Genomic DNA, 24,096 nt, shown 5'->3' on the forward strand with positions numbered 1-24,096 from the left:
CTACGATTGCCAGCCTGGTTAGGTTTGGCTAACCTCTCCTTGTATATGGCTTCGAGGCAATTCCGTTAAACATGGACGGTTACGATTCACTTACGAAAAAGCCGGAGCAGGCAGGTCCTGAGACACTGCTCTTGGTTCTCGACTGCTCATCCTCAATGACCGACGGCAATTACCAGCAGTGCAAGGCGGTCATAGAAAATGCCATTTGCCCGCAACCGACTATGTCCGGCGCCTATCCTGAAGGGGCTATCGGAGACGATGTGCTTTTAGGACTTAGGGAGTTCGGCGAGCACAATCCAGCATTAACCAACGAATGCAGACAAAGCGAGCTTGTCGTCAGACCCGGTTTAGCCAATCGCTCACAAGTCCTAGGCAAACTCAACAGCGTCAGCTTCGGTTATACAACGCCACTTACCTATGCGATAAATCAATTACCTCTAGATTTAGCTCGGGCACGCGGACCCAAGCACGTCATTTTGTTTACGGACGGCGATGGGACATGTCCTGATGAAGATGCTTGCAACGCATTGCAGAGAGTACAGCAACAAACCGGTGCCAGAATAGATATTATTGGTTTGCGCGGCGCTAATCAGGATTTACTTAAGTGCATAAACGATCTGCACAATCCAAACATTCAAGCGCAGTCAGCAAACGCTGAAAACCTCAATGATATTTTCGGCAGCATGGTGCGCAAGAATCTTGAAGGAAAAGTTCTACCTCACCAATCAACGCATCGTAGTCTGTGGAACAAGTTCCAAGCATTTTTGCATCCCGAGCATAAACATGAGTGCCATTGCCACAAGCCGCCACTTAATAAAATCCAAGCGTCTAAGACCGGATATTATCGGGAGGGACAGCAGTAATGGCCGCTCCTTTAGATAAACATCCTACAGATAAGCACCCAACAAAACAAGCAGATGTGCATCAACTTGTGCCGCAAAAGCCAATGGAAGATTTATCCATTGAGGCTAACAGCCATCCAAAAGAGTTGAAAAAAACTCCTGGGATAGAACTCACTCTCACCAAACGACAAGAAATCGAGAAAAGCACCAACAACTTGAAGATGACGTGCAAGCGAATCGTAGATCACGTTTGCGGTTGCCCATACCATCTCGAAGATATTATCATCGGCGAAGCATCGATAGACAAAGAACATTTTGTCAAACCCAACTCAATTACCTTGCAACAGCAAGGACTTGCACTAATCAATTCAATCGAAACACTGACGAATGGTGCATCTAATTTGGTACCTGAGCAGAGTCCATATCCAATGGAGATCAAATATAAGACAGCCATTGTCGATGCTTTGAAAGAAGACATCGCTAAGACGAAAGCGCCATTCGAGAAGGTGAAAACAGCATTATTCGGCGATTCAATGTCAGTTGAAACGACGGAACAACTTTTAGACGATACTGTCAATCTAATCCGCAACACACAAAACGTCATGGTGCAAATCGACAAGCTAAAAGCAGCCGACACAATTGATTGGCAGCGAGAAGAATACAAAGCCCAGCGCAAGAAAGAAGAAGAGGAAGCTCGCCGCGTTCACGAGGCAGAAGTACTTCCGTTGCGTGCAGAGAAACAAGTCTTAGATCAATTCGATGGTGTCATTACCGGTTTTAGCCAATTGCCGGATACGCTTCACAAGGCTGAGAAATTAACAGATCCTTCTCTGCAGGAATTGCCGAAATTCATCAGGCACACAAAAGACGGTTACGACCCAGAACCTCTTGTTTCTGAAGACGACACAGTTTGGTTGTGCAGTCCGGCAACAGCTGCCGGACTCTTAGGTGCGATTGCCATACGCGCTATCGCCAGAAAAGCAAATACGGTCAAAGAGCCAAATCCGGAAAGACCGACGCAGGACAAAATTGACACTGGACTCAAAGAGCTATCCGGTCAAATCACATCATTAAAGCAGCAAGTTGAGTTTGTCGCAAACTATCCAAACACCAGAAATCCAAACGTCAATTGGTCAACAATGCAGCAAATTGACGCCCTCAAGAAAGCAGTGCCTCAAGTCTTGCCTATTTTGAACGAATTGGAAGACTTGCCCAACAAACAAGGCACCTGGAATTTAGCCACTATTCGCGCCAGCATGTTGAAAGCAGAAAATAGCCCTGAACTCCAACAGGTTATCCAGGCATGTAAGGAACTCGACACCGAGAGAAAGGCTTTGGATAGTCAAATAAATCCTCCGACTAAACCCCAGCGCAACTACTACGACCCTTACGGCAATATCCCTAATACCCCTAATACAAATCCAAACTGGCCCTATTAGTCGCAATCCCATATTAAATTCACAGCCTAAAATCTAGGCTGTCCAAATAGCGTCCAGGCAAAGGTTTGAGGCTCTGCAAGCCTGAAGCAGGCATCCCTGGCATTGACGCTCTTGGACTCAGATGGTATCGTCAAAAAGGGATTCTTAAACGCAGTTAATATTCATCGTCTGGCCCAATCCATATATAGGAGCTGCCATGGCACGTCTATCCAAAGGCAACACACTTGCCCTAGTCGCCGTCACTATTGGTCTTTTAACCCTCCTTATCGCCTTCTGCATAATGAATTACAATCTCCTTTTAGGCGGGCATAAAGTCGCGGCCTCCGCAATTGACGCGGCTTCTCTTCAAGCAGCTTCGGATATGGCACGTATTGTTATCGACGGCAAGATGGGCAAAGTTGCCCTCGTCGATGATCTACCAAGTAATAGCCAGCGACCAATACTGGGAATTAACACACTGCTTGCCACCATTCGCCTCGATGCTCTCATTGGAGATCGACTCGGCAATGACACCATTAAGACTCTGGCAAATGAAGATCTACAAAAAGCGCTAGATGACGCGGCAACCTTGCAGCAAGCAATAGAAGCATCGGCAAATGGTGCGGACAAAAAAGACAGAGATGGCAAGACCATCAATTTAAAAGCGAGCGTAGAAAGTGCTTACGATGCCAATTCACTGCGTTTAGGTACAGGCAAACGAACCGGCGACTTAGTTTTCACTTTCGGTCGGCTCAAAGAATCCGGTGCACCAACTTCAACGCCAATTCCTGTTCCAAATAATTTAGCACAGTTAAACAGCTCCGACTATACAAGTAGCAGTATTGGCTCTGTGTATAAAGCTTACACACCGGTTACCGCGCCGGGACTGAGCCAACCCATAAGCTTTGTCGCGTTAGGACAAGAGCCACAGCTTATAGACAACGATCGCATCACGTCGTTATCTGCCGGCGAAACACCGGTGGCAACAGTTGTGCAAATAAGCGCGCAACATCAAGTCACTCCAATAGGCGACAGTAAATTTCCGCCACCAATGCTTGTTAAATCAACATCGCAATGTGGCGGTCGCAATATCACATTCGCTTCTAGTGTTCTTGTATTGAACTTTCCTCAAGGTTTGTCCATTGGCAATAACAAGGTTAATTTCAACAGTGTTCTTGGGATACTAGATAGCGTCGGAAAATGGGATGGTTCAGGTTCGTGGGCTCCTACTTACAGAAACAGATCAATTGACGATCCGTCTGTTGCACTAGCTTGTGAAGTTTACGATTGGATCCGTAGCTTAGGTCTGAGACCCAATATTGAGTCGATAAAAACTGTTTTGGAACAACCATTGCTGCCGCCTACACAATCGCTGGCTGACTTCGAACGCGATCGCGCCATTGCTAATTTTCTGAATAATTTCAATTTGCTGCCTGCCTGGGCACAAGCAGGAGGAAATCCATGGCTACCTCAAAACATAAAAAGCGTATATCCAAATACGCCGGTTAATTCACCAAATTACTTTCCAGGCAATCACATAAGAATGGTTGATGCCAATACTCCTGGCGCCAAGCGTGAATTTTTCAACGGCAATCAGGCATATCACCTTGGTCCTTCAGGAGCCGTCACAGATGCAGCCATCGGACCGTCACTCAAACAACCAACAGCAGGCTACCAGACCGAGTTTAGAGTGCTTGATGGAGCAGGTGCCGGCTACAATTATCACAATGCCCCCTATCCAGGCATCAAAGATGGATTCGACTATGCATCTGGTGCTAGCGGTGTTCGCTTCGTCGATTATTTCGATCAAGCACCACCACCAACACCCCCGCCACCGCCACCACCACCTCCTCCTCCAACACCCCCGCCGCCACCTCCGGCACCTGCTCCTGCTCCGGCGCCAATTTCCACTCCAACTCCAACGCCAACTCCGCGACCGAGCCCGGTGCCAACGCCGACACCGACGCCGTCTATTGCTCCTCCGGCACCAACTCCACAACAGCCGCCAAGTGCTGCTCCGCCGCCACCAAGCAACGTGTGGCACCCTCCAGCTTCACCTACTCCGCCACCACCTCCGCCGGCTGCACCAACGCCGGCTGCACCAACGCCGCCGGCGCCACCACCGCCAACGTCATATTCGCCGCCTCCCTCGCTCATATTTATTGCGGCAATTCAAGGCAGCGCTGTCGACTCATCTGTCCCCGGAGGAGGCGTTATCCGTTTCGTGCGCTGCGACACATCGCCGTTTCCGGATGGCAACATAACTGGACAACCAACATACCAGTCGCAAGCAGCTCTCTTTGGCATAGGCAGCCAGACTAACCATTGGAATGTCACCGCTCGCGATCTAAACGGCAACCCGGATGGCGATCATTTCAGTACGCTCGGTACTCGTGCCTCTGACTGGTGTACTGATCCAAAATACGGTGCTATGTTCTCTTCGGGAAATTTCCAGGCTAATACTGTTAGATCTTGTCCACTGTTGGGCGTAGAATGGAAAATCCATCAGTAAGAGCTAACAATTACTGCTGATTGCCAGTCTTTGCAAATGCTTTCGAGCGTTTTCATCGTCTGTGGATCTTCACTAATGTGCCCGACGACGGAATACTTGCGGTCCAGATGCGGCGACTCGCCGAGTATAAGGCACATCGAAGAAGCGCCGGAATTCTCGTCCTTTACTTGCCGGGCAATACTTATTGCATATTTTCTATGATGTTCGTTTGCTTCCAAAGGCAGACGTCTCAGTTGCTTTCGCAGATCAGGTGACATCGGAATTTGTCCTTTTGCCTTGTCCTCAGCAGCGGCAACTTGCAATAAAAAGCCGGGCTGGAATGCGGCAAATCGTGTGCCGTTAAATCCACCATGAGTCAACAATTTATAGAGTTGTGTCACCGAACAGGGCGCAACATTCGCATCAAACACAAGTTTCATCTTGCCGCGGTTCGTCTTTAAAACAACTGTCTTTTCGCCTTTTAAAAGTGGTCCATCTTTAGCCTTATCAAACAGTGGATACACCGTTCCACTAGTTACGGCATTCGACGACTCCTTGCTGCAAACTACGCCGCAGTAAGCTGCCTTCGAGTCCGGCAACGCCCACGCCGGTCTGCGAAAATTTGTGTCTTCAAAAAACATGCCGACCGCAATCATTGAATCCAATGCAGTCGGCAGCGGATTGTTGTAGGTACCTTCAACTTCATAGTTGCCGTTCTTGGGAAATACGATGGCATCTTTCGGTTTTATCAATTCAATATCGACAAGCTCAAGACCTGGTTTAGTCTTAGTCTTGACGTTCGCCGTAAACATTTTCTGCTTGGTGCCACCATCGCAACGCGTAATGGAAACATCCATGCAGCAGGGGTGTATGTGCGTCCAGGCAAAACGCAGTTTTTGATCACACTGAGAAAAGATAGGGTCTAAGTCATTGACCGAGCTTTTATACGTATGTAGCCCCGGAGGCACCACCCAGTGTCCGGAAATTACACGACCGGATCTATCAGGACTGACACCGCCTGTGACATTATTCGGTGCATTGACGGCAAAAGCCTGCACATCACATGACGGATGGCGTTTTAAATCATCTTTTTTTGCGTCCTCGAAATTTCTATCAACGATTACTTGAACAAAAGGTACTCGACCATATAAAGCAGTCACTGGATAAACCAGATCCGAGTCTTTGACGAAATAGAAAGTAGCTTTATGTTTTAGACGTCGATGCTCGTTGCTGGTTCTGTTAGCCGCCTGAAAAGTCACACGGAAAGATTCATCACTAGCAAGAGGAACAGCAAAACCATTCGGGAAAATAATTTTGGTTTGTCCTTGCGTAATCGTGATCAGTCGATCATTATTCCAGCGCTCGCCCTCCGTAAAAAGCATATTGTGATCAACAAACGAAAAATCCAAATTCGTATGACAAATAAACTCCGCACTCGGCATAGTATTGCCATGCTCATCAATAACTTCAACCTTGAGACCTTTGAACCAATAGAGTTCCCTCTTGTCACTCATCGAGCCTTTGAGGTCACTTAGCTCTTCTCCAAAAGGCGGCAAACTCGATTTGCCGTTCATCAACGGCGCCGGTCCGTTTTCATACTCGACATAATGGATGTGGTTGTCCGGCACTGTCGCCGTGCCCGAAGCGATTAATTCGCCAATTTTAAATTTAGCCACCGCCCAAGGACCTTCCATGGAGCGGTACTTTCTATGAATGTCGAATGTCCCGACAGTGACTTCGCAACCAATGACCGGACCTTCGCTAATACCCTCGTTGCTTTTAGGACCAGCCGGCTTAGGACTTAGAAAAGCCCGGATTTGACTGGATTCCGGCCAACTCACCAAAGCTAAACCCAGCCCCGCAACAAGTACAAGGACAATTGCCCAGTTTGTTTTCCGATTGATTTTCATTGGGACCTTAAGCTGTCTACCATCATTATTATGCCCTAGAGGCAAAACAGACTATATTAGGTAGGCATTGCGCGATGCCAACACCCTGACATCACGCCTAGAAAAGCTTACTGGACGGACGATTCGGGGCCGCAGGTCCAGTGCCCCCAGCCGGTGTGTTAATCTAGTTAAGTGCACAGTCCAATTTGCACTAGATGCGGGTGTCTTTTCATGACCGGCAGAATCTTAGTTCAGAGCAAAAAGCCAGTTCAGGCAACTATGGCCGCACTGGCAGTTCTGCTTTTTGTTCTCTGCCAATTTACTTGCACCATGTTCGACCCTTACTCGTCTGAGTTGGGATCGCAAACAAAGCTGCAAGCCCGCAACCATCCGTTTCATTGTGTAATCAAGCACGCTGTTAACCACAGTCAAAACCAAATTCGTGTTCAACGAGATTTCAAAGTCATTCCGTTGGCGGAAAGCTTCGTCAATGATACGGTCTGCATTTTTACGCAAGTGCAATTAATTGATGAGTTGGCTCATCGATTCAGCAAAGCTATCACTTACAAACTTTGGCTTATTTATTGTTATCTACTAATTTGACCCGCAGCAGTCTGAACGCTCAATAGTTTTTCAAAGTAGCAACAATATAGATCAGCTCGGAGTAGAGAGATATGACCACGTCTACAACTGTAACTAAGCAGCCACGCTTTGGCCTTGATATGCCTTTCCTATTGCAAGAATGGAAAGACATGTTCAAAGGCAAAACAATGATGCCGGACATCTGGGCCGGTATCACTGTCGCACTCGTGGCGTTACCGTTAAACCTGGCATTGGCAATCGCCGCCGGTGTTGATCCGGGTGTCGGCATAACGACAGGTGTTATTGCCGGAATTATCGGTTCACTCTTGGGCGGACAGAGATTTGCCGTCACCGGCCCAGCGGCAGCAATGGCCGTAGTACTTATAGAAATTGGTCAGACTTACGGTATTCAAGGCATCTGGCTCGTGGGTATTATTGCCGGTGTTCTGCAAATTGTTGCCGGATTATTCCGGTGCGGCAAACTTATCTCTTATATCCCAATGCCTGTGATGGTGGGATTTGCCAATGCCATCGGTACCCTAATTATCTTCAACGCGTTAGACGACTTCAGCGGGTTGTCACCAACACCGTTGGCACATCCCGGACAACCGGCACCACTGCAGGGACATCCTCTTATCCCGGAATTCCTGCAGGACATAACAGCTCTTTTCTGGCGCTTAGCTGTTCACCACGAGGGCAGTTTGCCGGCATTTATGGTGGCATTAGTTACATTCGCCGTTGCTGCTTTCCTACCACGCGTATTCAAAGCAATCCCCGGTCAATTGGTGGCAATCGTTGTCGGTACAGGATTGGCATCATTTTTGCATTTGCCTATCCCCCGCATTCACGACATAAGTTCTGTTCCTAATTATTTGCCGTTGCCTTCCTTGCCGGTTTTACCGTGGGAGCAATTGGATACGCTTTTTGCCTCGGCAATAACGGTGTTTATGCTGGGTTCAATTGAATCATTGCTTTCAGCCTCAGTTGCCGACGGTATGACTCAATCCAAACATAAATCCGATCAGGAATTAATCGGTCAGGGCTTAGCCAACGTAATTGTGCCTTTCTTTGGTGGCATTCCGGTAACAGGTGTCATTGCCCGTACGGCAGTAAATATTCGCGCCGGAGCAAAAACGCGATTGTCCGGCATTGTGCACTCTTTAACATTGATGCTGCTCATTTTCTTCCTGGCAAAATACGCAGAACAAATTCCATTGGCTGCCTTGTCCGGCATTCTTGTTCTTACAGGAATTCGATTAATTGAATGGGATGAATTACGCGAAATCTGGCGCGCTTCACGCACAGAAGCCTGGGTCATGCTCATAACGACGGCAGTTTCAGTCCTTGTCGACTTAACAGCCGGCGTGATGGCCGGTCTCATATTTACTTGCGCCTTATTTGTCAGACAGATGAGCGCCGTGCGCGTCACAGCAGCAACAACTGAAAATGGCAACGGCTCTGCCTATTCCGGTCGCCTGCCGAGTTGCAAATTCATTCAAACATTCACCGTTGATGGTCCGCTGTTTTTCGGTGCTGCTGAACGATTCATTGAAAACATCATAGTCGTAAAAGACGTGAAGGCTGTTATCTTAAACATGCACGCCGTTTCTGCCATGGATGTGACAGGCGTTCGCACACTGCTGTCAATTCACAGCAGGTTGTCCCGCGAGGGATGCAGGCTTATCATTGCAGAACTGCCAAGTCAGCCAATGCAATTGCTTGAGCGTTCTTCCAGTATCGAAATTCTTGGTAGAGAAAATATCTTCAAAGATTATGACGAGGCTTTGACCGATGCTGACTTGCGAATGCTCAAAACATCTTGTTCCGGATGCGCTGCAAGCATCAAGGATGTTCTTGAAGTAAAAGCAGGCGCACACACCGGACCGAAAGATTGTCCACTAAAAATAGCTCTTGCAAGTGATAGCTCACCGGCAACCCGTTTGCTTACAGCCAAGTTGCAACCGGTTGAAATAATGCTTTCAGATCACCCTGAGATGAGTAAACTGGTGCCCGTTTCAAAAGATTCTGATATTCCGGAGATGTTGAGAAACACCCCAATTGAAACTTTGCTCAAGAGTAATAACATGGGTAAAATCGATGTTCCACCGAGCGAGAATCCTGAGCTTCTCATCGGCATGTGCATCGACTACAGAAAATCATTGTACTTGCCGCGGGATTGGGCATTTGTAATCAGACGCGAAGGAGCTAATATGCTTGGTGCAGAATTTGCACTTGCACTCGGTATGTCCATGGGTACTAAATACATGGCCTTAATTGCGCACGATAACTGTGCGATGGCCAAGCCTCAAAACAGTCGCGAGAACTTCATAAAATGTCTAACGGAAGAACATGCCTGGACAACTGATCTTGCTACTCGCTTTTTCGAAGATCACATTCGCAGCCGTGAGATTGGCAACGAAATTAGTTTCATTCTTGAAGAAACTAATCGACTACAACACACATTTAAGGGTTTGACAATTGTGCCTATGCTTTATCGCCTGGAGGATAACAAGCTTTATCTAATCAAGGACTGGCTTGCTTCTCGAGGAGTCACGGTTGCCAATAACCAGAATCACGAAGGAGCTGTCAAGGCTTAAGGCATTGGCAGTCAGAGCAAAGATTAGCGCCTAACAAGGTATTGGCTAAATCAATACGTATACTTGAATGTATGCTTTCAACCAAGCGAAAAGTAGCCATTGGCATTATCGCCCTCACAGTCGTGTCGGCACTGTTTGCCTATTTCGTCAAACCGCATCCGCCGCTTTTGGAAATGGTAAGTCCGCAGCAAGAATTGCCGGACTACAAAGCGCATTACCCGGGTGACACCAGTCTGGCCAATCGATTGTCAAAATCATTTGGATTGGCAATGGTGCTCATTCAAAGTCCATACACGGAAAACAATGTAATAGCACTTGAGGCAATTCGCAGTTGGGGCAGAGATCAGTTTCAGAAGGAACCTGATTTTCTCCATCCTGTCAGTTTGGAATATCCAAACCCCAGACGTCACAGTTTTATCGAAGCATTTTTCTACAATTTGTTCACATCCCCCAGATACTATCTGGAAGAACAAATAGGCAATCTCATCAGCTGGCGAATTGCTGATTTTCACAACACGTCTGAGTACGCAAGCTTCCGCACATCGTACTTCGAAATTTTTGGAGTTGATGCGGATGCAGCTGCGCTTCTAGCTCGCTATCAGACCGAAAAAGGCAAAACAGCGGTCGGCGTAGTGCTCTGGAGTTTGATGTGGCTTTTCGCGACGCTTATGGGACTGGTTTACTTGATAACGAGCCCGGCAAAGCTGCGATTTGAAAGACTGCAAATGGTGCTTGCTTATCTGTGGCTGTTGCTTGCTCCCTGTTACTTGGCTCGCGCCTACATTGAAAACAGTGTTGCCACTCTGGTTTCAGGCGTTGTTTCTGCCTTCGTCGGCATTTATTTGCGCTTTCCCTTCATCATCAAGATTGAAGACCGCGGCGCACTTCGTGTGTATCGAACAACAATGAATTCCAAGCGCGTCGCTTTTGCCGCTTGGCTTTCTTACAGTTTGATGGCAATCCAAGTATTAACCTGGCTCAAAACCGAGTCCCTCATTGATCCGGATCCGATTAGCTTGCTTATCTCAGCAATCACCGGCAATTTCGTCCATGATCCTATCGCCGAAGAGAAAGTAATCGGTAGAGTTATCGCTCTTATCTGGGTTGTTATGAGCGCTTGGGCGGCTCGCGAAATCAATCGCGATGCCAAGGCCGCTTTTGAAGCGGAAGAAAAGCTTGCCTCATTGAAAGGACCAGCAACCTAAACTACAATATCTAGACTTCGATATTCACACGCCTTTGTGTCGGAACTGGTATACGAGTCGCACTTAAAATGCGATGCCCGTAAGGGATTGAGGGTTCGAATCCCTCCAAAGGCAAATATTTCCTCAAAACGACTTTGCTTTAGTTATGTCCTTGGCGGCCATGGAATACTTGCCCAGGTCTGCATAGATTTGCGCACGCTGCGCATAGCCGTGGCTGTAGCGAGGAAATTTCTCAATCAACGAATTACAGTCTTTCAACGCCAACTGCAACTGCCCGGCTTCGCGATAAGCTATTGCACGATTATCGAGTGGACCTGGACGATCAGGATCCAATTGCATCGCTTTGGTGCTGTCACTAATAGATAACTCGTATTGTTTCAATTCGATGTAAGCCAGCGCACGCTGCTGGTAGGCAGCAACATCCTCTGGGTTTCTCGCTATCATTTCGCTGTATTTGCGTACTTTGCATTCCGCCTCTCGCATAGCCTTGGGCACCTTACTTGGAGCAGGCTTTGTATTCAATGTCTGCTCAAATAACGGAATCGAAAGTGCAATAGCAGCAATAAGCAACAAGCCGCACACAATTGTGGCAACACGCACACTGGTAATTCGTTTTGCCTTTGGTGTCGCTTCGTGCGTCATGGTTTCAATTGAGTCCATGGTGTGGGTTTACTAGACGGATCGTGTTTGCAGATAGAACAATCAGCCGGCGCGGAGATTGGAATATTTACTTGTATCGTCGAATAAAACATGTCGCCGAATTTTTGCTCAGCGGCTTTTACTCCGTCGGCTGTTCCTTTAGCAAAGACTGCAGCAGCTATAGGCTGTCCACCCAAATTTTCAACAAAAAACGGCAACCTGTTGCTGACACATCGACCTTGCTGAGACACACCATTGAACACAAGCACCTTTGCACCCGGCTTCAATTCGCCGGAGACAACTTTGCTACCGAACCAGCCACCTGGAAGATATTCCAAATAAACAGCCTGAACATTTTTCTTCTGTGCAAGCTTGTCGACAACAGTCTTAACTGCCGGTTGTGCCGGAGCAAAGACAGCGTCTACCTTTATTTTCTGCGCATCCATCCAACGCGCAACATCTTCAACAATCCAGTCAACAAATTGTGCGTTGGATGCTATTGGCTCAATGAGAAAAACAGACCGCAAATGATTGCCGATTTGCTCGTCATTGCTGACTGGGTACTCAAAATGTCCATCTTTGAAAAAAATGCCCGGCGTAGAAAGGATTTGCCCAATCTTGTCGGCGGGCATCGTTTTCGATGTGACTGTTATCGCACCATCTATCAGCGCATCAGCCATTACTTCACCTTGGCGTACTCAGCTATCTTTACCTTGTTTTCCAGGGTACCAATACCTTCCACTTCCATCGTAACGACATCGCCCGATTTCAGCCAGGGGTATTTAGCCGGCTCAATAACTTCTCCGGTTTTCGGATCAGTCTTGGCCATAAATTCAGCAATACAGCCATTGCCAACTGTGCCGGAGCCAATGATGTAACCACCGTGAATGGTGATGTTGTGTGCGCCGAGCCAAGCCATAAAGCGCGGGAAACTCCACGCTTCACGTGCATTGGTTTTCGGATCGTTGTAATAAAGAGTGTTGTAGTTGCTGCGCATGCGCTCCTGACCGTTAATCTTCAGGATCATCTCCATATCCATTACGCCTTTTTCGTCGAGTTTGAAATCGGATACAGGCACAAGACGCGGTCCAAAGCTATTGCCTAAAATGCCTTTACTGTGTGTTGGTCCAAGACCTTCCATGTCTTTCTTCTGAACATCACGCGCGGACCAATCGTTGAGGATGGTCAAATAACAATGATTCTTGAAGAAATCCATTGCTTCATCAAAGCTTGTAAGCAATGCTGTCTTTGTTGCTACGCAGGCAATTTCAAATTCGTAATCAGGAGCCATAATGCTCGAAGGAATAACCACTTCTTCGCCAGGTCCATAAACTTTTTCCGGCGGCAGATCAACTACATAATAAGCTGCGTGCTCGTACCAACCTGGCCAAATTTGTATGCCGCGTTTTGCACGGATTTGAACAACGTGCTTTTCAAAGCCCAAACAATCAAGCAAAATTCTCGGTTCGGGAATTTCAACATTGAGGAATTTAACTGTACGCGGATTGCGCTCAAACAACATTTAGCTTGCCTCGCTCATTACAACGCCCATTGGGTACGTTTTTGATAGTTATGAATGAACATATTATGGCATTCAGAGACGCACTTGAGAACATGAAAGAGTACAATATTTCCACTCTGAATTGAGGATATCGCCAATGAAACATAGTGCCGCATTTGAAAAGCTGGCTGAAGACGCCAAGACTCGCGTAAAAGAGATCTCGGTCGACGACGTATTTGCAAAATTGCAAAACCGCGTGCCGTTCTACTTTATAGATGTACGTGAAGATCATGAATGGACAGCCGGACATGCTCAAGGAGCCCAACACCTCGGGCGCGGCATTATAGAGCGCGATATCGAGAAAGAAATACCTGACTACAATGCAGAAATAGTCCTTTACTGCGGAGGCGGCTACCGCTCAGCCATGGCTGCCGATAACCTACAAAAAATGGGTTACAAAAACGTCCTGTCTATGGCAGGCGGAATAAGACTCTGGCGCGAGAAGAACCTACCGGAAACCAATCCTTCGTAAGGTGATAGACCGATGACGTGGATGTTATACGGTGCCAACGGCTACACAGGTAAATTAATTGCTCGACTTGCCAAGGAAAAGGGACTCAAGCCTATTTTGGCCGGTCGCAATTCAGTACAAGTTGAACAGTTAGGCAAAGAGCTTGATATGCCTTGGCGGGCATTTTCGCTTTTATCCAGCGATGAGATTGCGTCCAATCTGCAAGGTGTAGATTTAGTGTTGCATTGTGCAGGACCTTTTTCGGCAACATTTCGGCCAATGTTCAATGCTTGCCTCAAAGCTAAAGTGCACTATTTGGATGTCACCGGTGAAATTGGTGTATTTGAGGAACTCTTCTCTCGCAATTCCGATTGCGTAGATGCCGGTATCACGGCAATTTGCGGAGTGGGATTTGATGTGGTTCCTACAGATTGCTTGGCGGCAATGGTAAAAGAACGCCTGCCTGAGACAACTCAGTTGCGTCTAGGTATCGCAGGTGTTGGAGCAGGTATAAGCCGCGGTACCGCCAAAACAATGTTTGAAGGCACCGCCCATGGTGGCTGTATCAGACAGGACGGCAAGCTTGTTAAGGTACCGCTTGCCTATAAGACAACAAAGTTCCACTTCAATCACAAAAACACAATTTCAGTAACTATGCCGTGGGGAGATTTGGCGACGGCTTATAGATCTACCGGCATTCCCAACATTGAAGTTTATTTTGCCACCACAACCAACGCAATTATGTTTATGCGTTTGGCAGAGTTATTCAGACCGCTTCTTGCCAGTCCGCCGGTGCAGATAATCGGCAAGCAAATAATTTCGAAATACATAACCGGTCCGACCGATGAAGGACGCTCCGCGGCCAAATGCGTAATCGTCGCAGATGGAAAATTTGGAGACATGCAATGCACATTGCGCATGCGTTGTCCTGAAGGCTATACACTGACCAGCCATTCGGCACTTACTTGCGTGGAAAGACTCCTTGCCGGCGGCATTGCCACAGGTGCACTAACACCGTCGATGGCCTTCGGCGCGGATGTAGTCAACGCAATACCAGGAATTGAAATAGAAACACTCAACTGAGTATGCCGCATGACAAAGGCAAAGCCTCATGCCATAATTTCCATTATAAATAGGTCGCCTCAAGGGGGTTGTAAATGAGATGGATACTTGCTGCTATTCTGGCTAGCACAGCGATTTCTGCGCAGGCTTGCGATATGCACCACCCCGATGCATGCGCCAAAGGACCCTGCAACACAAAATCCAAAGCCGTAGCTCAGGCGACCGAATCAACTACGACCATAACAACAACGACAACAACCTCAACACCACTACAAGGCAGCGTGGTTAAGACAGTTAAAGAAGCTCAACTCGGACTCAACACACTCGCCAAAACACTCGGACAAGTGAAGCATTCCGACACAGATCTTTACAACGAAGCGACAAGACAAGTCGCAAACCTAATTGAAGAACCAGAAATTATCGCCGGGACAGTCATCTATATTCCGGTAAATTTCACGACTGGTGATTACCTGCCAATGCGCAAAAAGTGGGTTGACTACTACATGACTCAATTAGCTAATCTAATTCCGATGCTACAAGAAGACATCGACGCTATTTTGATCCCTGACGACAAGGTAGAAAAAGCAGACGAATACATGACTGAATTGAAGTCAGGCGTTCAAGACATTCAAAACCAATATCAAATTCTGCAAACGTTAGCGGTTGGTCCAAATTACAATCAAACGGCCATTGCAGCAATTTGCCACAACATCGATCACGACATCAAACAAATGGATGAAAGCCGTAAAAGGGCATTTCACGCAATTCGTTAAATCCAGGGAAATGCTTCGTCAAGGAAGTACAGAACTTTGTTAACTGCTTTGCCTGTGAAATTCAGCATGTGACCGGCACCTGTTAGTGGTGACGTGACTACTTTGCCCATGCCGTCAACGATGCCGCCCTTCCAATTTTTTTCCGGTTTCTCATCATAATAATGAGGCTCTGGATATTTGGATGAATCAGCTCCGTCTGGTCTTGTACCAGTGTTCGGATGCAATTCGTCCCGCAGTGGAACATCCGGAGAATTTTCCGCGAGCAGCGGGTGATAGCCAAGCCGCTTTTCCATGTGGACTTTGCTTGGCTTGGACTTGAAGGTGCGCGAGTCCTTTATTCTTTTGTCCGTCTTATTTGCCCACGACTGCAAATCAGTTATGGACATCTTTTGCATTTGCTCTTCGGTCAACCACTCTGCATCATCAGCTGCTCTCACCGGAGCAAATGAAAACGAGATAGCGACCAAACAAGAAACCGGAATCAATAATTTACGCATGACAAGTGACCCCTTAATACCATCGGTATTATCTCACAGAGTTGGCAACCTACATACCAATAGCTGGTGTAGTAACTCCATTTTCATTGCGAACTTTTTGATCGAGTGCAATTAATGCCTCACGCACTTTGATCAATTGTTCTTTCTTTTGTACAAGCTGTGGAGCAAGCAATTGTCCACTGTCGTCTGTCGCAGCCAATCCCATCGGATTGTCTATCAATTTCAAATACGTTTGGAACAACTTGGATGTTTCAAGATAGTACCAAGCATATCCTTCGTATAGTTGTTTTGTTTGCGTCATCTTCGGCATTGCATCAAGCATTTGCGAAGCGCGCACGTAGCGACCCGACAATCCTGACAGCAAAGTTCTGGCTGAGCCTTTGTCAAAATTCGGCATTATCGCTTGGGCTAACAATCCATCACACTGCTCTTTTTCTTGCATGGTGATGATATTTGCATGCATGATTTGATCAAACTTAGTGAACCACTGACCAACACTCACAGGTGCAATCGGAGCACGCTGAGCGACCGTTTGGGGAGCAGCTAACACTGCAGATTGAATCATGGGCACTGAGCTAGCTATCAAAGTCAAAGCTGCCAAGCTACGCAAATTTTTGATCATCGCCAAATCCTCACAAATTTTTGTGTTTCCTATTTTATATGCCTGACAAGGTCTTCTCTAAGGCTCACCAGCTCTTGCTAACGGCCACATTAAAATCTTCAAAACAATGTTGTCAATAAATTTCGCTCATCAAAATTAAGGGTAAGTCCAATATACTTAATAGGCTAATTTCGGGAGATCTTGCTCTTGCCGGAAAAGGAAAAAAAGGCGACCGTGCGGACGTTTCAAGAAGAAAGACAACTTCAATTGGCCGAAGATGGCGAGCAGCAAGCTTTGGAATTTCCCAACTGCGACCCAAAGAAAGCGGCGCGTCTTTCGCTTATCCCTGGATTGGGGCAGCTCTACGTCGGTGACAAGCGTCGCGGCTATCTCTACCTGGCTGTATCCGCCACAAACTTTCTAATTCTGGGTTGGATGTTTTTCTCCGAGCCCATTCTCAAAGCGATTGAAAACGTCTTTGGTTCTATCGGCTTGCAAGTACATTGGGATTCCGCATCGCCTCTGCAAGTGCATTTTGGAAGTGCTCTTTCATTTGTAATTCTCGGCTTGATAATTTCTTTCACGCTGTTTGCCAGCAGACAAGCGTATGACTATGCCAAGCGCCTTAAGCAAGGGTATATCGTTCACCACCGCACATTGATGTTGTCCGAAACAACAAGCGGATCGTATCTGGCACACTTTGCCTTCATCATGGCATTTCTTGTTTTGATTCTGTTCTTCATTGCGCCTAAGCCACCGCAAGAACAAATCACCGAGATTGAACTTGTCCCATCAAATCCAGCACCGAAGAAGAATCCTTCTCCAGCTGCACCCAAAAAAGCTCCGGAACCACCGAAGCCGGTACCACCAAAACCAGTACCAAAACAAGTTGTAAGACCAGTAGCACCAACACCTATCGCAGTGGTATCACCGAAGCCGGCGCCTGATATGGTGCCGATGCCTGCACCACAACCAGCTCCTACTGCACCATCAACAAGCAGCGGCGGCGGATCATCTTCCGGTGGCACAGGATCAGGAGAAGGTGACGACGGCGATGGAGCAGCTGATGTCGACTACGGCTCCTGGCTAACTGCCATGCAAAGAAAAATCAAAAAGAGTTGGTTCCCACCACGCGGCAACGAATCCAACAAAATCGTCATCGGCTTCAAAGCACATAGAGACGGCACAGTAACCGGCATCAAGATGGTCACTTCATCTGGTGTGGCTGTCGCCGACCAAGCAGCAGTAGAAGCCATCAAGCAAGCTCAGCCCTTGCCACCACTGCCAAAAGGCGCACCGGATATGATCCAGGTCAACTTCAAATTCGACTACGACGTCTTCTCCGGCACGGGATCTTTCCGTCAGTTTTAAGTATTTGAGTTAACGAACAGATCCAGCCATCTGCTTACCGGCAGTTGTGCCTGTACGAACGCCTGTTAGGTGTTCAAATACAAGCTGGTCGAGTCTCTCGTAGCCATAGCCGCGTTTAGCTAGTGCGTTGATATCGAATTTGTGGTCTTTCAATTTGGTGGCACCGATGCTGCTGTAATGGTCGATGGCGAATTCGTCTTTGCCGCCGGCTTTAGCTAGTCCAGAAAGAATCTCTTTTACTTCGGCATCGTTGGCAAATGATTTAGCTTTTGATTTGAGGATGTTGTACGAACGCATGCAGCCGAGAGCAAAATCCCATACGCCTTCTTCGTCTTCCGAGCGGTAAGCGTGTGCGTCAAAGTGTAGTGGTCCGGAATAGCCCGACTCCTCAAGCAATTTTACGAGGAAGAACATTGGCTTGATGTTTTCGCTACCGAAACGCAAGTCTTGATCGTAGCGTCCTGGCTTTTGATCATTTAAATCAATATGGAATAGTTTGCCTGCGTCAATTGCTTGAGCAATTGAGTGATAGAAGTTCAGACCACTCATATGTTCGTGAGCAACTTCCGGATTTACGCCGACTATTTCTGGATGATCCAATGTCTCGATGAAAGCAAGCATGTGACCTGTTGTCGGCAAGTAAATGTCGCCGCGTGGCTCGTTCGGTTTTGCTTCGAGTGCAAACTTCATGTTGAGTTTGCGATCAGAAACATAGCTTGTTAGGTAGTTGACTGCTTCGCGATACCACTTAAGCGCTTCCATCGCATCTTTGCCGGCATCGACTTCAATTCCTTCGCGTCCGCCCCAGAGAACAAATATCTCTGCGCCTAATTCAACGCCAAGGTCAATTGCGTGTAGTGTCTTTTGAATTGCGTATGCTCTAATACGTGCGTCGCTTGATGTGAAAGCGCCGTCGCGGAAAATTGGATGATAGAAGAGGCTGACTGTCGACATCGGCACTTTCATGCCGTAGTCATTTAGAGCCTTCTTGAATTCGCCGACGATTTTGTTGCGTTCAGCAGGCGTTGCATCAATTGGGACGAGGTCGTTGTCATGCAGATTTACGCCATAAGCGCCTAGTTCAGATAAGCGCTTGACGATGGTCGTGGGGCTAATTGCGTCACGTACAACATCGCCGAATGGGTCACGTCCGCGATTGCCTACTGTCCAAAGACCAAATGTAAAACGGTCTTCTTTCTTCGGTGTAAATTCATCAGTAGAATACTTCGGCATATCGCTTGACCTCAGGTTCGGATAAACGCAGGAAGATCCTAGCGCACTTAATCTCTTTGGATCGCCTATATATCACTGCTTGTCATTCCGCATTTTGTAGAATACGCACAAACCAATTGGTGAGGCGTAATCATGAGTGTGTTTATCGGGATAGATATCGGCACATCCAGCACAAAAAGCATTGCTATTGATGGCAACGGGAGAATTCTTGCCGAGGCGACTGCTGGCTACCCGCTCTATCAGCCAAAACCGCTTTGGAGTGAGCAAGACCCCAATGATTGGTGGAAGGCAACGGTTGAGACAGTTCAGAAAGTAGTTAAGTCTGCGCAACTGAAACCATCTGATGTAAAAGCAATTGGTCTTTCTGGACAGATGCATGGGGCGGTGTTTTTAGATAAGAACAACAGCGTCATCCGACCAGCCATATTATGGAATGATCAACGCACGGCAGAAGAATGTGTTGATATCGAGAAAGCAGCAGGCGGCCGTAATGAGTTAATTAAGCTGGTAGCGAATCCGGCTTTAACAGGTTTTACGGCGCCGAAAATAATTTGGTTGAGAAAACACGAGCCTGCTAATTTCGCGCGAGTTGCTAAAGTGTTGTTGCCCAAAGATGAGATTCGCAGACGCTTGACTGGTGAGTTCGCCACGGACGTTAGTGATGCCAGCGGCATGCTGCTGTTTGATGTGGCGAATAGAACTTGGAGTAAGGCGCTGCTATCTAAACTAGACTTGTCGCAAGACTTGTTTGCACGAGCATACGAGTCTCAAGAAGTTACTGGTAAATTGACCGCCGAAGTAGCGAGTCTTTTAGGACTAACCACGGCTTGCGTAGTTGTAGGTGGCGCAGGAGATTGTGCGGCGGGCGCAATAGGCAATGGCATTGTGCGTGAGGGGCTGGTCTCAACTTCAATTGGAAGTTCGGGTGTTGTTTTTGCGCATAGCGAAAAGTTCGCGGTTGATCCGTCAGGCAGGCTGCATACGTTTTGTCATGCCGTCAAAGACAAATGGCATTTAATGGGCGTTACGCTTTCAGCAGGTGCTAGTTTGCAGTGGTTCCGCAACAGTCTTTGCTTGAGTGATGACTCTGCAATCTATGAGAAGTTGACGGCTGAAGCTCAGGCAGTAGCAGCAGGAAGCGACGGACTTTTCTTTCTACCTTATTTATTCGGAGAGCGGACACCACATGCTGATCCTAATGCGCGTGGATCGTTCATTGGACTTACATTGAGTCATACGCGTGGGCATTTCGTTCGTTCGATAATGGAAGGGGTTACTTATTCGCTGAATGACTGTCTGGCGATTATGCGAGAGTTGAATATTCCGGTTGACGAGATTCGCGCTTCAGGCGGCGGCGCGAAGTCGGATTTGTGGCGGCAGATTCAGGCAGATGTATTTGGTGAAGAAGTTGCTTTGCTGACGGCGGAGCATGGGGCTGCTTATGGGGTGGCGTTGCTTGCGGCGGTGGGGACGGGCGCGTTTATGAGCGTGGAAGAAGCTTGTGAGGCAACTGTTGCTGTTCGGCAGCGGAGTAATCCGAGTGCTGTGGCGTCCGCGTTTTATAAGCGAGCGTTTCCGGTTTATCGGGGGTTGTATCGATCGTTGAAAGACGATTTTAAGAAGATTGCGGAGTTAGAGCAGCAGGAACGGGTAGCGACGCTTTAATACAAAAAAGGGCGCATGCAATGCGCCCCTACAAATACAATAAGACAAAAAGACCAATGGACAACCAAAGTACAAAAACAAGTTAGCGTAGAGCTGTCGCCGGCTGTTGCTGGTTGAGCATTGCGGTTGGGTTCAGTGCTTTGTGCGGTACATCTACGTGATTTGGGGCGATCGGGTTTTTCGCCATTTCGATTTTCACGTTGACTGCGACTGTTTCGTCGTTAAACCATTTGGTTACGAGATTCATGATCGGTTCTTTGATATAGCTTGTGCCGAGCATTACGTGTCCGCTATCTGGAAAGACGACCATTCGCTTGTCGTCGCTGCTCATGTTGCGCATGAGGGCTTCAGCTGTAGCTGGGCTGACGATGTGATCTCGTCCACCTTGAAGAAGAAGAATTGGAAGCTGTGCAGGCAACTTGCGAGCAATGCCTTGCATTGAGTTGATAAACCAAAGTGTCTTTAAGATTTCTTTGGCGCTTAGGAAACTTCGTGAAAGAGGATCAGAAACCATCTCGTTGACGATGCGCTTGTCCTCGGAAGCATATTTTAGAATGTAGGGTGAACCATCGATTTGTTTATCGAGATTGGTCAGTCCCTTGGCGAGATCAGGCACAATGAGTTTTAGATTGAAAATGTTTGTGCGGGTTCCGGCACTGGCTAAAACCATGCCGTCGAATAGATCATTGCGCTCGGCTACTGCATGCATCGCAACTCCGGCACCGGTGCTTTCACCTAAGCAAAAAAGCGGAATGCCCGGATAACGTTTTCTCATTTCAATAGCAAGAGCTTGCAAATCCTTAACGCTCTGTGTGTAGCTAATTGCCTTGCCGCCTACTTTCGAGAATGGTCCAAAGTACCAGCGACCATGACCTCGCAAATCTAATCCGACAATTACGTAGCCTTGCTCAGCCAAATGCTTCGCAAGTACATCAAAACTACCGGCTTGTTGAGTTGCTCCATGCAACGCAATAATTGCAGCTTTGGGTTTCACATCTGGATTGGTCCACTCAAGCACAGGAATATCAGAAGCGGCAGGCATTACTTCTGCGGCTTCTTTCTTTGCCTTAGTCAGTGAGAATGCGAAACTCGTGGATTGCATAGACAGCAGCATAGTTAAAAACAACGACATCATCAATGGTGCAAATACGCGTGAATTCGCGAAAGACATTGCACCTTTTTCAACTGTGTCCGCGCCAACTTTCCTTTTCATCTACCTACCTTGAGATTATCGCTTCGGGGAATTCAACGCTTCCCCGTGGCGGGAAGTTGCCGCGATAAGTCACGAGCTGTCAAGAATGCCAGATATAGAACTAAAAGTCTACTAAATCGCTCTAAGTATCTGCATTGACGTCAGCTAAGGGCGTTCGTTACCGCTTCCTTTAATCTTGCTAATCCAGCCTCCACACCGCCGGTCACATGGACACGCAGTGCTCGCCTTTGTCGTTCAGCTAACACTTGAAAGTCGCCGCGTGCTTGCGCACTTTTTACGACGCCGAAGGTATAGGTTTGTTCCGGTACAGGTAGATCTTTTTTGTCGTCAGCAGTAATTTGCAAGAAAACGCCTGAATTTGGACCGCCTTTGTAGGCTTGTCCTGTCGAGTGAAGGAACCTCGGACCAAAGCCCAGACAGGTTGCCTCGTGCCTTGTATCCCTTACCAGGTGGCGAATTTCCTGCAATGCCTTCTCGTGCCGGTTGTTCATTTCTATGTAGCCGAGCAGGGCAAAGTAGTCTCCTGCCTTGAGGCGTCCCAAATGAGCCTTAAGCATACCGGCAAGGGTCTTGTCCGAGCCTGCAGCCTGGGTAATAGCCTTAGCATTTACCTCATCCGTGAAGAGTTTGATGCCATTTTCCTCAAAGAAAGGCTTCTCAGCGGGCAATGAGCCTGTCTTTTCGTAGGCGGTGGTCAATTCACGGGTGACGACTTTGCTGGCTTCCACGTCGGGCTGATTGAAGGCATTAATGCCGATTATAGAACCGGCAACAGCCGTAGCAATTTCCCAACGGAAGAATTCTTGTCCTAAATGATAGATGTCCGGAATGGAAATGCGGACAACGGGTTGTCCGGCTTTTTCCAAGGCATCTACTAATTTGTCTTGTTCGGTACAAGCGTCAGATTCAAGACGAATGTAAGCGAAGACTCTGTCCTTACCATATGTGTTAGGAGAGCCTAGAGACTCACGATCGACAGGAATAATTCCGTGTCCTTGCTTACCTGTTGACTCAGCAATTAATTGCTCGAGCCAAGCACCTACGTCGTAAATTGCCGGTGATGTGATAAGTGTCAACTTATCGCGACCGGATCTTGCCGCAACACCAAGAATGATACCGAGAATAACTCCAGGATTTTGTTCTACCGGATGTGATGGCGAGCATGACTCAACCATCTCTTGTGTGTTCTTCAAGAATTTTGCGACATCAATTCCGGCAGCGGCAGCAGGTACCATACCGAAATTGGAAAGTGCTGAATAACGTCCGCCAATTCCAGGCAAGCCGTAGAAGATGTGACGGAAACCATCTTTCTTCGCCACTTGTTCCATTTTGGATCCTGGATCGGTAATAGCTACGAAATGTTTTCCGGCATTGCCTTTTCCGAGTGCTTCTTCTGCCTTAGCGTAGAAAAACTGTTTGAAAATATTTGGTTCAAGCGTGCTGCCGGATTTGCTGGAGACAATAAACAATGTCTTTTTCAAATCGATTGAGTCAAGTCTTGTTTGAACTTCTTGTGGATCTGTTGAATCCAGAATGAGCAATTTTGGAAATCCATTTTGTTGACCAAAAGTAATCGACATAACTTCCGGACAAAGACTCGATCCGCCCATACCTAACAATAAGATATGCGTGAAGCCTTCTTGCTTGACTTCGGCAGCAAGTTTTTGCAACGCATCTATCTGCTTAATTTGATCACTTGTAATGTGCAACCAATCCAGCCACTTGCCTTCGTCATCACCCGTCCACAAGCTAGCGTCTTTATCCCAGAGTCGCTTGACTTTGTTATTCTTTTGCCAATCTTCTATAGACGATTTGACTGCCGATGTGAGTTCTTGTGGCAATCGATAACTTATCCGATCGATAACTTGCACGTTTGTGACCTCGAGCGTCGATATAAACGCTGGTGATCGTAGCATATGACGGGCGCATGCAATGCGCCCCTACGCACGTACACTGAACCAACTTCAATGAACTATAGAAATACCATTCACTTGTTGTAGGGGCGC

The 24,096-nt window shown here is 47.5% G+C and carries 20 protein-coding genes and 1 tRNA gene; 12 read left to right on the top strand and 9 right to left on the bottom strand.

All coding sequences use genetic code 11. The annotated features are described in order from the left end of the window. The first annotated feature begins 71 nt into the window (after positions 1 to 71). The 3 genes from K2Y22_09745 to K2Y22_09755 all read left to right on the top strand — a co-directional run bounded on the left by K2Y22_09745 (position 72) and on the right by K2Y22_09755 (position 4,772). Positions 72 to 863, top strand: coding sequence for a VWA domain-containing protein (locus K2Y22_09745; GenBank protein ID MBX9878726.1), 792 nt, complete (start codon positions 72 to 74; stop codon positions 861 to 863). Next, complete coding sequence (locus tag K2Y22_09750; GenBank protein ID MBX9878727.1) at positions 863 to 2,281, top strand: hypothetical protein; 1,419 nt, start codon at positions 863 to 865, stop codon at positions 2,279 to 2,281. The genes K2Y22_09745 and K2Y22_09750 overlap by 1 nt, the downstream gene beginning before the upstream one ends. A 196-nt stretch (positions 2,282 to 2,477) precedes the next feature. After that, complete coding sequence (locus K2Y22_09755; protein ID MBX9878728.1) at positions 2,478 to 4,772, top strand: hypothetical protein; 2,295 nt, start codon at positions 2,478 to 2,480, stop codon at positions 4,770 to 4,772. Here K2Y22_09755 and K2Y22_09760 read toward each other — a convergent pair. Continuing rightward, positions 4,766 to 6,661, bottom strand: coding sequence for a peptidylprolyl isomerase (locus K2Y22_09760; protein ID MBX9878729.1), 1,896 nt, complete (start codon positions 6,659 to 6,661; stop codon positions 4,766 to 4,768). The two genes, K2Y22_09755 and K2Y22_09760, sit on opposite strands and share 7 nt — an antisense overlap. 210 nt (positions 6,662 to 6,871) lie before the next feature. Here K2Y22_09760 and K2Y22_09765 point away from each other — a divergent pair, with 210 nt between their 5' ends. The 4 genes from K2Y22_09765 (at position 6,872) to K2Y22_09780 (ending at position 11,138) form a co-directional block, all read left to right on the top strand. Next, entirely contained in the window at positions 6,872 to 7,243 is a 372-nt protein-coding gene (locus K2Y22_09765; protein MBX9878730.1) for a hypothetical protein, read from the top strand. A 71-nt stretch (positions 7,244 to 7,314) separates the two neighbouring features. Next, positions 7,315 to 9,819: a SulP family inorganic anion transporter gene (locus K2Y22_09770; GenBank protein ID MBX9878731.1), complete on the top strand. Its 2,505-nt coding sequence runs from the start codon at positions 7,315 to 7,317 to the stop codon at positions 9,817 to 9,819. Positions 9,820 to 9,890: 71 nt separating this feature from the next. Continuing rightward, positions 9,891 to 11,024 (top strand): hypothetical protein, encoded by a 1,134-nt coding sequence (locus tag K2Y22_09775; protein MBX9878732.1) that lies wholly within the window; start codon positions 9,891 to 9,893, stop codon positions 11,022 to 11,024. 30 nt (positions 11,025 to 11,054) lie between these two features. Next, positions 11,055 to 11,138: transfer RNA gene (locus tag K2Y22_09780), tRNA-Leu, on the top strand. A gap of 9 nt (positions 11,139 to 11,147) precedes the next feature. On the opposite strand, the gene K2Y22_09785 is transcribed toward K2Y22_09780, so the two are convergent. The 3 genes from K2Y22_09785 to K2Y22_09795 are packed head-to-tail and all read right to left on the bottom strand — an operon-like array spanning position 11,148 to position 13,185. After that, positions 11,148 to 11,684 (bottom strand): hypothetical protein, encoded by a 537-nt coding sequence (locus K2Y22_09785; GenBank protein ID MBX9878733.1) that lies wholly within the window; start codon positions 11,682 to 11,684, stop codon positions 11,148 to 11,150. Beyond that, on the bottom strand, positions 11,663 to 12,343 hold the full coding sequence (locus K2Y22_09790; GenBank protein MBX9878734.1) for a hypothetical protein: 681 nt from the start codon (positions 12,341 to 12,343) through the stop codon (positions 11,663 to 11,665). Before K2Y22_09790 ends, K2Y22_09785 begins: the two co-directional genes overlap by 22 nt. Next, positions 12,343 to 13,185: a fumarylacetoacetate hydrolase family protein gene (locus K2Y22_09795; protein ID MBX9878735.1), complete on the bottom strand. Its 843-nt coding sequence runs from the start codon at positions 13,183 to 13,185 to the stop codon at positions 12,343 to 12,345. Before K2Y22_09795 ends, K2Y22_09790 begins: the two co-directional genes overlap by 1 nt. A 136-nt stretch (positions 13,186 to 13,321) precedes the next feature. On the opposite strand from K2Y22_09795, the gene K2Y22_09800 reads away from it, so the two are divergent. From K2Y22_09800 to K2Y22_09810, 3 genes are all read left to right on the top strand, one after another. Beyond that, on the top strand, positions 13,322 to 13,696 hold the full coding sequence (locus K2Y22_09800) for a hypothetical protein (protein MBX9878736.1): 375 nt from the start codon (positions 13,322 to 13,324) through the stop codon (positions 13,694 to 13,696). A gap of 12 nt (positions 13,697 to 13,708) precedes the next feature. After that, positions 13,709 to 14,758 (top strand): saccharopine dehydrogenase NADP-binding domain-containing protein, encoded by a 1,050-nt coding sequence (locus K2Y22_09805; protein ID MBX9878737.1) that lies wholly within the window; start codon positions 13,709 to 13,711, stop codon positions 14,756 to 14,758. 74 nt (positions 14,759 to 14,832) lie between these two features. Then, complete coding sequence (locus K2Y22_09810; protein ID MBX9878738.1) at positions 14,833 to 15,510, top strand: hypothetical protein; 678 nt, start codon at positions 14,833 to 14,835, stop codon at positions 15,508 to 15,510. Here the strand turns inward: K2Y22_09810 and K2Y22_09815 are convergent. Beyond that, positions 15,507 to 16,007: a hypothetical protein gene (locus tag K2Y22_09815; GenBank protein MBX9878739.1), complete on the bottom strand. Its 501-nt coding sequence runs from the start codon at positions 16,005 to 16,007 to the stop codon at positions 15,507 to 15,509. The genes K2Y22_09810 and K2Y22_09815 overlap by 4 nt on opposite strands. Before the next feature lie 49 nt (positions 16,008 to 16,056). After that, a complete protein-coding gene (locus K2Y22_09820) occupies positions 16,057 to 16,629 on the bottom strand; it encodes a hypothetical protein (GenBank protein MBX9878740.1) in 573 nt (190 codons plus the stop codon). 186 nt (positions 16,630 to 16,815) lie between these two features. Here K2Y22_09820 and K2Y22_09825 point away from each other — a divergent pair, with 186 nt between their 5' ends. Beyond that, a complete protein-coding gene (locus K2Y22_09825; protein MBX9878741.1) occupies positions 16,816 to 17,979 on the top strand; it encodes a TonB family protein in 1,164 nt (387 codons plus the stop codon). Between the two features lie 9 nt (positions 17,980 to 17,988). Here K2Y22_09825 and xylA read toward each other — a convergent pair whose 3' ends face one another. Next, the gene (gene xylA / locus K2Y22_09830; GenBank protein ID MBX9878742.1) at positions 17,989 to 19,212 is read right to left on the bottom strand and encodes a xylose isomerase; all 1,224 of its coding nucleotides are present in this window, start codon (positions 19,210 to 19,212) and stop codon (positions 17,989 to 17,991) included. 132 nt (positions 19,213 to 19,344) lie between these two features. Here xylA and xylB point away from each other — a divergent pair, with 132 nt between their 5' ends. Further along, a complete protein-coding gene (xylB, locus tag K2Y22_09835) occupies positions 19,345 to 20,877 on the top strand; it encodes a xylulokinase (GenBank protein MBX9878743.1) in 1,533 nt (510 codons plus the stop codon). An 82-nt stretch (positions 20,878 to 20,959) separates the two neighbouring features. Here xylB and K2Y22_09840 read toward each other — a convergent pair whose 3' ends face one another. Next, positions 20,960 to 22,090, bottom strand: a complete 1,131-nt coding sequence (locus K2Y22_09840) for a lysophospholipase (protein ID MBX9878744.1) — start codon at positions 22,088 to 22,090, stop codon at positions 20,960 to 20,962. Between the two features lie 140 nt (positions 22,091 to 22,230). Next, the gene (locus tag K2Y22_09845) at positions 22,231 to 23,961 is read right to left on the bottom strand and encodes a bifunctional transaldolase/phosoglucose isomerase (protein MBX9878745.1); all 1,731 of its coding nucleotides are present in this window, start codon (positions 23,959 to 23,961) and stop codon (positions 22,231 to 22,233) included. Between the last annotated feature and the right edge of the window lie 135 nt (positions 23,962 to 24,096).

It is taken from the genome of Candidatus Obscuribacterales bacterium (genome assembly GCA_019744775.1).
In the GTDB taxonomy this organism is placed as follows: Bacteria; Cyanobacteriota; Vampirovibrionia; order Obscuribacterales; family Obscuribacteraceae; genus SBAT01.